At 47.5% G+C, this 12,654-nt stretch carries 11 protein-coding genes; all 11 read right to left on the bottom strand.

Going from position 1 to position 12,654, the window contains the following annotated elements; all coding sequences use genetic code 11:
- Nucleotides 1–2: 2 nt before the first annotated feature.
- The 11 genes from ANT_RS10165 to ANT_RS10115 all read right to left on the bottom strand — a co-directional run bounded on the left by ANT_RS10165 (nucleotide 3) and on the right by ANT_RS10115 (nucleotide 12,648).
- The gene (locus ANT_RS10165) at nucleotides 3–1,451 is read right to left on the bottom strand and encodes an O-antigen ligase family protein (RefSeq protein ID WP_013560427.1); all 1,449 of its coding nucleotides are present in this window, start codon (nucleotides 1,449–1,451) and stop codon (nucleotides 3–5) included.
- 4 nt (nucleotides 1,452–1,455) lie between these two features.
- Nucleotides 1,456–2,649, bottom strand: coding sequence for a glycosyltransferase (locus ANT_RS10160; protein ID WP_013560426.1), 1,194 nt, complete (start codon nucleotides 2,647–2,649; stop codon nucleotides 1,456–1,458).
- Between the two features lie 11 nt (nucleotides 2,650–2,660).
- Entirely contained in the window at nucleotides 2,661–3,554 is an 894-nt protein-coding gene (locus ANT_RS10155; RefSeq protein WP_013560425.1) for a glycosyltransferase family 2 protein, read from the bottom strand.
- Nucleotides 3,551–4,762, bottom strand: a complete 1,212-nt coding sequence (locus tag ANT_RS10150; protein ID WP_013560424.1) for a glycosyltransferase family 4 protein — start codon at nucleotides 4,760–4,762, stop codon at nucleotides 3,551–3,553. Before ANT_RS10150 ends, ANT_RS10155 begins: the two co-directional genes overlap by 4 nt.
- On the bottom strand, nucleotides 4,762–5,748 hold the full coding sequence (locus ANT_RS10145) for a glycosyltransferase family 2 protein (RefSeq protein WP_013560423.1): 987 nt from the start codon (nucleotides 5,746–5,748) through the stop codon (nucleotides 4,762–4,764). Before ANT_RS10145 ends, ANT_RS10150 begins: the two co-directional genes overlap by 1 nt.
- The gene (locus ANT_RS16450) at nucleotides 5,745–6,626 is read right to left on the bottom strand and encodes a PIG-L deacetylase family protein (RefSeq protein ID WP_013560422.1); all 882 of its coding nucleotides are present in this window, start codon (nucleotides 6,624–6,626) and stop codon (nucleotides 5,745–5,747) included. The genes ANT_RS10145 and ANT_RS16450 overlap by 4 nt, the downstream gene beginning before the upstream one ends.
- Nucleotides 6,627–6,632: 6 nt before the next feature.
- The gene (locus ANT_RS10135; protein ID WP_013560421.1) at nucleotides 6,633–7,775 is read right to left on the bottom strand and encodes an SDR family NAD(P)-dependent oxidoreductase; all 1,143 of its coding nucleotides are present in this window, start codon (nucleotides 7,773–7,775) and stop codon (nucleotides 6,633–6,635) included.
- Complete coding sequence (locus tag ANT_RS16445) at nucleotides 7,772–8,929, bottom strand: glycosyltransferase family 2 protein (RefSeq protein WP_013560420.1); 1,158 nt, start codon at nucleotides 8,927–8,929, stop codon at nucleotides 7,772–7,774. Before ANT_RS16445 ends, ANT_RS10135 begins: the two co-directional genes overlap by 4 nt.
- Complete coding sequence (locus ANT_RS16440) at nucleotides 8,922–10,154, bottom strand: glycosyltransferase family 2 protein (RefSeq protein WP_013560419.1); 1,233 nt, start codon at nucleotides 10,152–10,154, stop codon at nucleotides 8,922–8,924. Before ANT_RS16440 ends, ANT_RS16445 begins: the two co-directional genes overlap by 8 nt.
- Nucleotides 10,141–11,190 (bottom strand): glycosyltransferase, encoded by a 1,050-nt coding sequence (locus tag ANT_RS16435; RefSeq protein WP_349675156.1) that lies wholly within the window; start codon nucleotides 11,188–11,190, stop codon nucleotides 10,141–10,143. The genes ANT_RS16440 and ANT_RS16435 overlap by 14 nt, the downstream gene beginning before the upstream one ends.
- Before the next feature lie 240 nt (nucleotides 11,191–11,430).
- On the bottom strand, nucleotides 11,431–12,648 hold the full coding sequence (locus ANT_RS10115) for a polysaccharide pyruvyl transferase family protein (RefSeq protein WP_041454918.1): 1,218 nt from the start codon (nucleotides 12,646–12,648) through the stop codon (nucleotides 11,431–11,433).
- Between the last annotated feature and the right edge of the window lie 6 nt (nucleotides 12,649–12,654).

The following is a 12,654-nucleotide window of genomic DNA, read 5'->3' as shown; positions in this document are numbered from 1 at the left end:
CCTCATTTGCCTTCTTGGCTTTGAAAAGTTTGTTCGAGTGCTACCAGTCCCCCCATGAAAAACCAGCCTAGAATGCTTGCCCGAAAGCCGTTAAAGCCCACATTATAGACGAAGGGAATGACCCAGTCACCAAACATCCCTGCTACAATGGTCCCGATAGTTCCGCCAAAAATTCCGTACACCAGCCCTTTGGCAAATCCTTCGGGGACTTTTGTCATCATTCGCAAACCCAGGATGGATTGTTCGGTCATGAACCAGATAAATAATCCCAAGCCCACGATGCCGGTCTGTACCAGTAAATCCATGTAATTGTTGTGAGAGTTGAACTGTACGTAATATCCCCGAATAGGGAAAATAGGTGTGTAGAAGTAGTAATTGGCAGGCCCTACACCAAAAATCGGGTTTACCTGCACCACTTTGAGCAGGATTTCCCATGCTTCGGTTCTGGTGACCAGACTGTATTCATTTCCACCCATGACTGTGCTTTGCAGGGATGGGAACGTAGCGATGATGGCGGTCAAAGCGAATACACCAATGAGAATTCTTGTCCGACGAAACCCTACAAAAATGATTGCGCTTGCCCCAAGAAGCGGCGGAAGCCATCCTGAGGTCCACTCTCGTCCGAGAACAAGAGAATTGTAGAAGAAGGCGAGAAGTATTCCACCCAGCCCAATTTTTAAAAGCAGGGGCATACGATGATTGAAAATCAGTTGTCCAACACTGATATTGAGAATCCAAATCCAGAACATGCTTCCTGTTGCGCCTTGCTCGAAAAGACTCACTACAGGATACACCAGTGAATAATAGCGGTTTGTCAGGGGACGCAAAAACAAATAAATGCTACCCAGCCCTAGAAACAAGACGACCGCCCATTTGAGGGAAGGTAATGAGAGGCGATGTGCTGCTACGAGAAAGGTCAATCCTGCCAGAATGTACATCATCATGCCACCGATTTGAGAAGCCATTGAGGCGTGAGGCATGTTAAACCAAGGCAGTTGTCCAAACCCTAAAGAGATTACAGAGGAAACCATGAGCAGAAATAACGGCAGAAAGGGTCTGGAGCGGATAATAGATATTTTTTTGTGAACCACGATCATTTCAAGCACCCATAATCCTGCACAAGCCAGTACCATGAGGATGCCAGCATTAAGGTTCGATTGGGTACCCGTGCCAATTCCAAAAGGTACGAGTAGAGTAGCCGGAATGATCAGCAAAGTTGCCAGAACCGGTTGAGAAATTAAAACAGCCAATCCACCGATTCCTAAAGTGGCAAAGATGATCATTTGGGGGATGCGGTGTTTGCCAATGGCATAGCGAGGCAGTAGAAACAGATATCCTGCCAGGCCGAGTATAACAATGACTCGAATCAGTAAGTTTTTATGTTCATCCAGCCAATCTTGAATAGCCTCGAGATCGATTTTGAACCATTTTTGGGTGATTCGAGAGAACATTTTCTTACCCTCTTTCCAGTACTTTAGGAGAGGTGATTCCTGTAAGAATTTCCTGATATCGCGGCAGGATGGAATCCCAATCGTACTTTTCTTTCACAAGATCAAAGGCGGAAGTGGCAATTTTTTCTCGAAGAGCAGGATCCTGACAAATAGCAATTACGGCTCTGGCGAACTCAGCCGGGGAATCGGCGATGATAAGGTGCTTGGGGGAATGCACATCCAGCCCTTCTGCACCTTTTGAGGTGGAGACAACTGGGGTACGGAGTGCCATTGCCTCCAGAATTTTCAACCTGGTTCCTCCCCCTATTTGCAGGGGAGCAACAGCAACCCAGGAAGAGGCGATCCATTCGCGCACATCTGGAACTCCCCCTGTCTGGGTCACTTGAGGATTAAATGGCAAGCGTTTTCCTGCCGGATCTCCGGTAATAATTAATCGAACCTCAGGGATTTCGGCTTGAATCAGGGGAAATACCTGGGAAACAAACCACATCATGGCTTCATAGTTGGCGGAATAGCGGAACGAGCCGGTGAAAATGAGCGTGTTAGGAACGGGATTTCTCATGACGGTCTCATAATCCTGGACCTTTACGCCATTAGGAATAATCTCCACTTTTTCTGGCTGCGGGGTGAGGGGGAGAATATAAGATTTTTCTTCTTCAGAGACTACCGTGATGCTGGCAAAATCTCTGAAAAGCCCTTGCAGATATTGTTGATACTTAAGCCATGTCAGAGAATGCCTGAATTTTCCCAATGTACCGGATGATTTTCTGGCTCTATGAATGAATACCCCCACTTCGGCTTCTTCTAAAATTTTGTGAGTCCCCTGGATTTTTCTTGCATATGGCGCCATGATCGTTTGACTGGCGATGACTACGTCAAAAGAGTGCTTTTCGAGCAGGCCGTTTACCAGATGTTCCATTTCTCTGGAATATGTATCAACAACCCAACGGGGGTATGGGTGGAAAAACCCCAATAAGGCTTTCCAATGGGTAGGACGGAATTCCTTCCAGGGCAGGGTATATACTTCTTTGCAAAATGAGGGTACAGGCTCCTGCACAATCCCTTCGTCAGGGTCATAGAAGGACACCAGGGTAATGGTGTGACTCTGCCCCAGAAAACGGAGTAAATTATAAATTCTCAGTTTAGACCCATTGTTGGGCGGGAAAGGATACCAGCGGGATAAAAATAAAATGTGCATAGGAGATGCCTCTAAATCCTCTGGGAAAGTTGTCCTGATTTTCCCTGAAGGAAATCTTTGAGCGCCAGCCAGAGTGCATCTCGATGGGAACGCTTGGAGCGCCACTTTGGGCGTACACTCCAACTGATCAGCGTGCGCATGCTTTGGAACAGGGCATATCCCCATGGGAGCAGTCCTGCCCGATGTTTGGCAAGCAACCGAAAATGATTGCGATACATGTAATAGGTTACATATGGAGGTGGTTCATAGTCTGGACGGACGCCGGCATGTCTGGCTTGGACCTCGGGCACAAAGAGACATTTCCATCCAGCACGCCTTGCTCGAATACACCATTCCAGTTCCTCTTCATATAGAAAGAAACTTTCATCGAGCAATCCAATCTCCTTAATCATCTCAGAGCGTGCCAGAAGCACACATCCTGAAAGCCAGTCCACTGGTTCGTGCTGGGAATACTGCCCCTGATTAACCTGGTTTTGTCCTCTATGGAAAGTCTGCCATAAGGGGCTCAAAACTCCCCCCGCACTTTGAATGAGGTCCTCTCTTTCTGCATGAAGGACGAGAGGACCGGCAAAACCTACCAATGGATCTGTTTCGGCAATTTGCAACAGGCGGAAAAGTTCAGAGGATTTCAGGAGGGCATCATCGTTAATCAGAAGAATCCACTCAAAACCGTGTTCCAGTGCCCAGCGAATCCCAGCATTATTTCCCCCCGCATACCCCCGATTTTCCGGCAATTCAATTACCGGAATACCCTGAATAGATTTCAGAAGAATTGCTCTGGATTCCGGGGCCGAGCCGTTATCCACAACTAAGCGCGGAATCGAATCTCCCAGGGTTTCCAGACATCGGAGGGTATCTTCGGGTTTATTCCAGTTCAAGACAATTGCCAGGACTTTTTGGTTCAATTGGGTCCCGCCTTACTGGCTTGTAAAAGATGCTGTTCGACCGTGTGAGTGGATTGCTCCCAACTCCAAATTTTCCGTACAATGTCCACACCATTTTGTCCCATTTTTCTCAGCAAGTCTGGTTGTTTGAGCATTTCCAGCAGGATTTCCGCAAACCTGGCGGGGTCGCGAGGAGAAAGACGTCCGGTTACTCCCTCAATCACCGTTTCGGGAACCCCTCCCTCGGCTATTCCCAGCACGGGTGTACCGCACGCCATGGCTTCTAACGGTACCAGTCCAAAAGGTTCCTGAACTGGGGTGTATACCACTAACCGGGTTTTCCGATACTCTTGAGCCAGTTGCTCACTGTTCAGGTTGGTGAGGATTTCCATTTGAACGCCCGACTTTTCTGCTAATTGGCAAAGGTACTCTCTTTCTTGTTCCAGTTGCATGTTACAGATTAACCGTAAGGGAGGGCGGTTAGAGTCCGGGATATTTGCCAGGCCTTGGATGAGAAAGTCAAAACCCTTTCGGGGACTGAGTTCACCAACCGAGAGGAGGTGTCTCTCACGCGGTGTATTTTCATCGGGTCGAAATTGTTCTGTATTGACCCCATAACGACTTAAAGCAGAAGGAGCGGAGTAGTGTTCCTGAAACTGACGCAGGGTAAAGTCCGAATTTGCCAGAAAGAGGCGGGTGTTTGCCACCGCCAGGTCTTGAAGCGCCCTCAGTTGGTTTTGATACAACCCAATCAAAGGATCAACTCTGTCCAGTATTTTCCTAACCCCCTCTGAACGGGTATAGGGGCGATGGATGGAACGATTGACTTGATTGGGAAAATGCTCGTGAAGATAGTAAACTGTCGGCGAACGTAAATAGATATTTAGAATGGGAATAAAGGTGAACTTACATGGGTGGGTAAAAACCACATCGTACCCTTCTTTATCAATATGTTGGGCAAGAGACTGGTACAGAACAGCAAGCCTTCCCAAATCCTTCCACCGTTGCCATTGATTTAGACGTCCAAATGGGCTGTTGAACAATGGGAGAGGCTCAAAAGTGTACACAATGTGGTGTGTGATGTAAGGACGGAGATCACAATAATCGTGGTCTGCTGTAGAGAGGGTATAGACATGCACTTCGTGACGTTGTGCCAGTCGGCGCGTCCATTCCATCAGAGCGCGCTTTGCTCCTCCCGAAGGCAGGTTGTGGAAAATGGCAATGCGCATTAGATGACCCGAACTCCCTTTTCCCAGAACTTTCGACGGTAGAGTCGCGTGACCCACAACCCTTCGATTTTGCCTCGCAGATTGTTCAACTCCACCCAGAACCAGAACAAGGGGGTAAGGAAATAATCCTGGTCAACTTTCCTTCGGAATGGGTAGGAAATCACCCGGAAGCCAAAAGAAGCCAGGTAGGTGAACAAGGCTTTCACCTGCCTGAGCATAATTTTGAACTGTTCGGTGGGTGTCCAGGGATATCCGGGTACATCTTTATAAATTGTGCCCAGCAAAATTTCCGAATACCCATAGATGTAAAAGTGTCTTCCCAAACGTTTGACCGTGGGGCTGAAGATATGGTAAACCACCGCTTCGGGAACATAGATCACCCGTTTGCCCGTTTGCAACTGCACCCGGTAACTTAAGTCCACCTCTGCTCCGGTGTACATATTGGGATTAAACATTCCAGCGGCCATGAAGTCTTCCCTCCGAATCGCACAGTTGCCGGTAATCAATGCCGCGGGGAAGTTGGGGCTAGCCTGGTATGCATTCTTAAAGGGCTTCATTTGATCTAAGAAACGCTCAACTGGTGTGGAGGGCTTGTAGGCTTCAATCCTTCCTCCAGTTCCTACTACACTATCATCAGAAAACGGAGCAATCAACCTTCTTAACCAATCTGGTTCGGGAACACAATCGCTATCGGTAAAAACCAGGATTTCTCCTTTGGCTTCTTTGACGCCTGTATTTGTTGCAGCATGAGGACCTTGAATCTCTTTCTCGTAAACCAGTTTCACCGGATACTTTTGAACAAGATCGGGTGTTCCATCGGATGAATTGTTATCTACAACAATTACCTCGTATTGTTCTCTGGGGTATTCCTGTTGAAGAATTGCCTCCAGGCAGGTCTGTATGGTTTTTCGACCGTTATAGACGGGAATAACAATCGAAACGAATGGGAAGTATGGCAGAGGGATATTCGGGGCTGTAGCGGTCATTCATAACTCCAGTAACGTTCTGCATGTGCCAGATACCCAAAGAGACGTCGCCAGATTCGCTCGCGTCTTCCACCACTGCCGGCTAGAATTTTGCGGAGACGCTCTCCCCAGTGAATGTCCACTGCTCTTTCTGCGCTGAAATCTTTTACCCGTTTTCTCAGGTCTTCTCTGTCGGAAAACATCATGGAAATTTGTGAGGCGTAAATCCACATGGCTTTGACCTTTTCTTCAGCGTCTATCAATTCTGTATGGGATTTCCACCGGACATTTCCAAACCCATCCAGAGCCTCTTGGAGGGTACGCGAGTCATAAGCATGGGGAAAATCTTCATAGAACCAGACTCTCCACCCCTGCCGTTTCAATTGCTGAGCAAACTTTCGCACCAGGACATGGTCCACATGATTACCTGCGCCAAGTGGGGCGTACATGTGAACTTGTTCAGGGGAAAATCTCAAACGAGCCCAGGTCTCATTCCAGCAAGTCAGAAGTTCTCTCTCATCTTCAGGGTGTGGAGTACCAAACAGGGAAGAGATGTTTGGATAGAGAGGTGTTCCATGGATTTGCCTGTAAATGGCATCACTTGAATCCCAATAAATCGCTTGAATACCCCACCTGCTCAATGCTTCTATATCTTCCTGCCGGCGTAAGGCAACAGCGTTGGAGGGATTCCCCCACATTTCATGATATTGTCGGGCAAATGCAGAAAGTTCACCTTCCGGTGGGGTTCCGCTCAGGAAGTTGACCACCGTAACCGGTTCATCCTCCCGTCTCTGACGGAACATCCTTCCCCCACATGAATAGACCGCATCGTCAAGGTGAGGAGAAAGGTAAATGTGGTGCATGGTTAGGCGCAATTCAAAAGCAGTCCTGTTCGGCATGGTGCTTCACTCGTGAAAAGAAGAAACTTTGCGAACGACACCAGCCTTTTTCATCGAGGTCTCCGCTACCTTGAAGTAATCCAGCACGTTTCCCTGATTGGCAATCCATTGCAGATAGTCATCAAAGATGTGATGAAGCGTTCTGGTGGGTTGCCATCCTAGAGCCTGTAATCGGGAGATATCGGATACACTGTGCCGATTATCACCCAGACGGTATTCTCCCTGAAGAAGGGGCTCGATGGATAAGCCAAATTGCTGGGTCAGTACTCTGGCATACTCTAACACGGTTATGGCATGGCCACTCCCAACATTGAAAACTTGGTAATCTGCGCGAGCATCTTTAAGAACGGTTATGTTGGCTTCCACAACATCTGCCACGTGGGTGAAATCCCGAGTCTGTAGCCCATCTTCGTAAATGATGGGAGGTAACCCATTCATGAGACGCACGGAAAAGATGCGGCAAATGCCTGAATACTGATTGAACAGCGATTGTCTTGGGCCCTGCACAATGGAATATCGGAGTGCAACACTGGGAATGTGATGTAATTTTCCCAGACGCACGGCAGAGAGTTCTTCAGCATATTTGCTGATGGCATAGGCGTTGTAGGGGTTAGCGTATTCCTCTTTCAACCTGAGAGGTTCCATGTCTGTCTGACAAAGCGGGCAAATGACTTCCCAATGCCCTTTCTGTAATTGCTTTTCTTCTCTGGCGGGTGGTTGAATCACTTGATGGTAATTTTGGCAGTTGGAGTTCTTGCAACGATATTGCCCTTCTCCATATACTGCCTGGCTGGAGGCTACAATGACTTTCTCCACGCCCAATTTATGTTCCAGAATGAGTTCGTGGATAAGTGCTGTGCTGACACTGTTCACATGAAGAAATCTGCTAAAGTCTGGCATGTAATCTTGATATGCGGCTTCGTGAAAAACAATACTGACCCCTTGCAGGGCTTTCAACATCGTCTGGGCATCTCGCACATCCCCTTGAATGAATTCGGCTTCTTTTGAGACCCAGGCTGGCTTTCCCGCTGGATGAACCCGGGAGTCAAGAAGGTCAAGAACGCGTACTTCAAATCCTTCTTGCAGGAGGCGATCTACAAGATGAGAGCCAATAAACCCTGCTCCACCTGTCACAAGTACTTTAGTCATACACTCTCCTTAAGCGGGAAGAAAGGGGAAAGAAGCGATTTTATTACAATAGAGAGTAATCCGCGGTTTTTCAACCAGGATGGGTCGAGTAGCACAGCCTTGAGAGCATGGACGGGGACTTGGCTCCTTTTTCCCTGTCGGGCTTTCTCAAATGCTGCAACTGCGTGAAAGACTGCCCGAATAAACCTTGGCTTCCATTTCTGGGCTTGGCTTGGCAATCCAAGTATCAAAGAGTTTAGAAACACAGAAGGAGAATGACATTGAGGAGAATTAGCGAAAGAGGCTAAAGAACTCAGGGCTTGTGGAGGTTCTCCGCTTAGCAGGAAAGGGTCGAGTTTCAAAGCCATTTCCAGGGAATTCCTACCTTCTTCTGCATCTCCTCCGGCAAATGCACGGGCTGCGCCGTTCAGATAGGCATGGGCGTAGGCTTGCTCTTTCAGGGATTGGATATCTTTAGGGAGATCAGGGAGAGTAAAAAATTTATCAAACATTCTTAACATGCCCTGTTTCATCAGCACAGCCTGTTTTGCCATATTTTGTCCATGAATGCGGTATAAAGCCACCGGACGGGGAAGCCAGTCCATAGGACAACCCAGATAAGCCAGGCGAAGCCATAAATCCCAGTCTTCCACGTAGCGCATGGTCTCGTCAAAACCGCCTGCTTTTTCCAACCAAGCGCGTTGCACAATGACTGCGCAAACAATTACCGGGCATCCAAGAATCCAATCCTTCAATGTGAGGTTCGGGTAGGATTGCCATGAGCGTGCTTCAGATAATGGAGTGAGGTGAGGGTCTGCAAAAAAGAAGTCTCCTGCCACTAAACCAAGACCAGGGCGGCTTTTCATCAAGCCCACCTGCCACTCCAGTTTTTGGGGCAAAAAGGCATCATCTGAGTCCAGAAAAGTAATCAGTTCAGAGTGTGCATGGCGGATGCCGGTATTTCTGGCCCCGGCTAAGCCCTTATTTTCCTGGTACACGTAATGGATTCTTGAATCATGAAGACTGAGAACAACTTCCTCTGTGTTATCGGTAGAGCCATCATCTACGACTACAATTTCCCAATCCTGAAAAGTTTGGGCTTGAACGCTGCGAATGGCATCCAGAATCATATCTGCACGGTTGTATGTGGGAAGCACAATGGTCACTTCAGGCATAGGGTTGGTTGACCTTTTTGCCCATCACGTTTCGGAGAGAATGGGTAAATGACCTCCCCAAAAGGGCTTGAATTATCATGGAAACTACGCCTCGGTTAGAGAGTGCTTGAGGCACCCGTGGAATGCCTTGAAGCAGGTACTGGCGAACTTTTTTCAGATTTCCCCTGGCATGTTGTTCGAACGCTCCGCTGATGTACAACCACCCAATTGCTTTTTGGAGAGAGGATGCTGGCATTTGAATTTCTGAAGGCAGGTGCTGGAACATATTTCGTATGAAAGCAATGGCTTCTTCATAAGAGCCGGTATCCCGTTCAATGATTTTCGCCCGATCTACTGCTAACCATAAGATTCGCTCAGGGCTAGTCCAGGAAGGATCAATTTCGCCCACCTTCTTGAGAAATTTCTGGGCGCGTTCAAATTCTTCCAATTGATAGGAGCCGAGCGCCGCAAGCACGGTCATGTGGCATTGTGCCAAAGGATACAAGCGCTGTTTGGCTTCAGGAGGAAGATGCCCCAGATTTTTCTCAATGACATACAGGTGTTCCTGTAAGGCTCTTTCCGTGGATTGTCGTTGAAGCAGTTTCTTCCAGCCAAAAACCCTGTAATAAATGAGAGGTTCTGGAATGTAGGCGAACGGTCCCAGTGTTGAGATTCGCCACCACAAATCCCAATCTTCTCCATGGGTAATGGCGGGATCAAATCCTCCCGCTTTCTCAATTACCTCTTTACGAACTAACGCTGTAGAACCGCCTCCATAAACCACATTCCCCTGCGCAAAGTCTTCAAAAAACGAGCGGATTTCAATATCATTGGCGGGCTTGCCATCAAGCCATTCCCCACAAAAAGCAGTAGGGGTACCCTCTGAATCGATATAAAGCGCCTGGGAGAAAACCAGAACAACTTCCGGGTGCTCATTCATCACTTGCACCTGACGTTCCAGTTTATGGGGAAGCCACAGGTCATCGGAATCGAGAAATGCAATTAATTCCCCTTGCGCGAGCGATAGTCCATAATTGCGTGCTACCGAGCGTTCTTGATTTTCCTGATACAGGTAACGAATTCGGGACTTATACGGGGAGAGCACTTCGCGGGTGTTGTCGGTGGAACCATCATCAATGACAATAATCTCGTATTCCTGGAAGGTTTGCTGGAAAACACTTTCCAGGGTTGCTTGCAAGAATTTAGCGCTGTTATACGTAGGGATAATGATACTAACCCTGGGCATTCATTTCCTCTCTCTGAAGTTGCAATAAGGCGGGCTGATAAAGAAAGGTCTCAATCCATTCCCCTGCCTCTCTGGCGATAGCGTCCCAGTTGTACAAGCGTTCCACAAGCGTACGCCCATTTTTCTCCAATTTTTGACGCAATTCAGCATTTTCCATGATGCGAATAACCTGAGCCGCGAAGGTGTCGGGTGTGTCTGCTAAAAGGATGTTTTCTCCATCAATCACTTGCAGTCCTTCTGCTCCGAGTGTGGTAGAGACAATGGCTTTTCCCATTGCCATTCCATCTAAAATTTTTAAGCGAGTGCCTCCCCCGGTCCTCAAGGGCACAATCATGACTTCGGCTTGATGGACGTTTGGCCGGACGTCCTCAACAAATCCCAATGCTTCAACCCCATCTTCTCCGCAAAGTTCTTTTGGGGGCGATGCGCCAATTAAAATCAGTTTGGCATCGGGAAAACGAGCGCGAATTTTGGGAAAAATTCGGGTATAAAAATATCTCACCGCATCTGCATTGGGGGGATAAGCATAATTTCCCAGGTAAACCATGGTGTGGGGGACAGGGGAAGAAGAGGAAGGAAAGAAATACTCTGTATCTACCCCGTTGGGAACCAGTTTTACCGGTATGCCTGGACACCGCTTTTCCAGGGTGCGTTGATCGTTTTGCGATACGGCAAGAATGCCGTTATATCGTCGATAGTTTTTCTTTTCGTAATGGATGATCTTCTGCCATTCAGGGAACAAGAAGACCCTGTCCAGCCAGGTTCCCGGGAAGGTTTTCCGCGCTCGCCAGAAGAGATGAGACTGAACATTATGAGTGGAGAGTATTCGTGGAATGGTGATTTGTTCTGGAATCAGTTCAGCATTTCCTTCAAATTCGCTAATAATGAGGTCGAAATGATTTTGCTCAAGGATTTCCTGGATTTTTCGAAGACGTTGCGGAGTTTTGGGAAGCCAGTAAACTCCTGGAGCATTTACATATCCAAAGGCAAATTCAAACAGCCTTGGAAAATGTAAATGTGCCAGGACGCGCTTCATGAGTCCCTTCCAACCACTGGAAGGGAATGAAAAAATTTCTTCTTTAGGTAATGGAATCACTTGATGACAAAATCTCAGCGTTCCCGGAATGTTTTCTTCTTCCCCATCCCAAATCGGTGAAACCCAAGTAATCTGATATTTCTTCGCAAGACGGCTATACAGGTGATAAATCCGTGCTCTCCCACCGTCTTTTGGGGGAAAGGGAAGATTATTCGAAATCACCAGAATTTTTTTCATGGCTCAAACTAAGTTTTTCTCGGCTAATTGCAGAACTCTTGGTAAATGTGTTTGAATTTGAGCAGATAGGTTCTCTTTTTTATTAAATCGTTTCAGGAAGAACTGGCTTAATTTCCCGGGAAGCAATAATTCTTCCGGTGCCAGGGACATATCCTCCATTTCAAAATGCTGGAATAATCCCTCGAATTTATCCTGGTACGCGATACAGGCAACAGGTACTCCCTGACTTAAACATGCAATCGCCAGGTGCATTTTCCCGCTCAGCACAAAGGATAATCTGCTCACAATATGTTTGATCTCTGCGGGATGGCAGGGTGAGGGGACAATTTTGCTCACCTGTTGCAAGTTGGGTGGCAAGGTTCGGAAAATGGCTTCGGCAATAACGACATCACTGGCGTCCCCTCGAATATCGTGCGGGATAAACAAAAACCGAATGTCCGGGTAGGCTGCATGAATTTCTTGAAGTGCCTCTTGATAGGCTTTTACCAGTTTTTCGATAGTGATCTCTGAAAATTTTTCAACCAGGACGTGATTGGCGTTAATTCCTACTACAATTCCATTATCTTTCTGTTGTTCATCAATCCATTGCTCAATCCCCGCCGAAATGTTTCCCTCCCGCGGTCTAAGAAGAAAGGCGATATCTGCCGTAAGCGTCACGGGACGCTGGAGGTGGCTTTCCAGCCTTTTTTGACTGACAGGATCGCGACTGAACAGATGAACAGAAGGCGATAGATGACGAAGTGCTGTCACACATGCGGGGATGGGATGGGCATTAAAACTGAAACTGACAATTCTGGTGGGTCTCCCTGTCTGGGCACCTAATTCGGTAAGGTAAATGCGTTCCAGAGAATCTTTCGGGGAATAATAGCCATCCATGACGTCTGTCCCCAGGATAAAAAATTGTTCGTACTCACTAATCTTTTTACAAAAAGAAAACCGGATTTTCCAAGCCTCGTAATGGAAATAATCTTCCAGGGAGAAGGTTTCGCGAATTCCATTCACAGAAGACCAGTCATCAGAATCTTGGTACTTAATGAGACCAATGCGTTCGATGCCACGGCTGGCTAAATTCTCTACGAACGAAGTGACCACAGCGGCATCTCCGTAACTACCCGGTGAATAAGGGGGGAGGAGAAGGACCGAATTCGGATAAGGTTTTCCGGTGGCGCCAGCCCATTGGGCATATAACTTAAGAAAGATGGAGAGAAGAAATTGTTTCATATAGCC

The sequence above is a fragment of the Anaerolinea thermophila UNI-1 genome, assembly GCF_000199675.1.
Taxonomy (GTDB): Bacteria; Chloroflexota; Anaerolineae; order Anaerolineales; family Anaerolineaceae; genus Anaerolinea; species Anaerolinea thermophila.
The sequence above is the reverse complement of the archived record's forward strand: the minus strand, read 5'-3'. Positions and strand labels throughout refer to the sequence as shown.

What these genes read in the sequence shown, in the direction of transcription:
- ANT_RS16440 (WP_013560419.1), bottom strand. Translation starts at nt 10,154, where the DNA reads ATGCCCAGGGTTAGTATCATTATCCCTACGTATAACAGCGCTAAATTC.
- ANT_RS16450 (WP_013560422.1), bottom strand. Translation starts at nt 6,626, where the DNA reads ATGCCGAACAGGACTGCTTTTGAATTGCGCCTAACCATGCACCACATT.
- ANT_RS16445 (WP_013560420.1), bottom strand. Translation starts at nt 8,929, where the DNA reads ATGCCTGAAGTGACCATTGTGCTTCCCACATACAACCGTGCAGATATG.
- ANT_RS16435 (WP_349675156.1), bottom strand. Translation starts at nt 11,190, where the DNA reads ATGAAGCGCGTCCTGGCACATTTACATTTTCCAAGGCTGTTTGAATTT.
- ANT_RS10150 (WP_013560424.1), bottom strand. Translation starts at nt 4,762, where the DNA reads ATGCGCATTGCCATTTTCCACAACCTGCCTTCGGGAGGAGCAAAGCGC.
- ANT_RS10165 (WP_013560427.1), bottom strand. Translation starts at nt 1,451, where the DNA reads ATGTTCTCTCGAATCACCCAAAAATGGTTCAAAATCGATCTCGAGGCT.
- ANT_RS10145 (WP_013560423.1), bottom strand. Translation starts at nt 5,748, where the DNA reads ATGACCGCTACAGCCCCGAATATCCCTCTGCCATACTTCCCATTCGTT.
- ANT_RS10160 (WP_013560426.1), bottom strand. Translation starts at nt 2,649, where the DNA reads ATGCACATTTTATTTTTATCCCGCTGGTATCCTTTCCCGCCCAACAAT.
- ANT_RS10115 (WP_041454918.1), bottom strand. Translation starts at nt 12,648, where the DNA reads ATGAAACAATTTCTTCTCTCCATCTTTCTTAAGTTATATGCCCAATGG.
- ANT_RS10135 (WP_013560421.1), bottom strand. Translation starts at nt 7,775, where the DNA reads ATGACTAAAGTACTTGTGACAGGTGGAGCAGGGTTTATTGGCTCTCAT.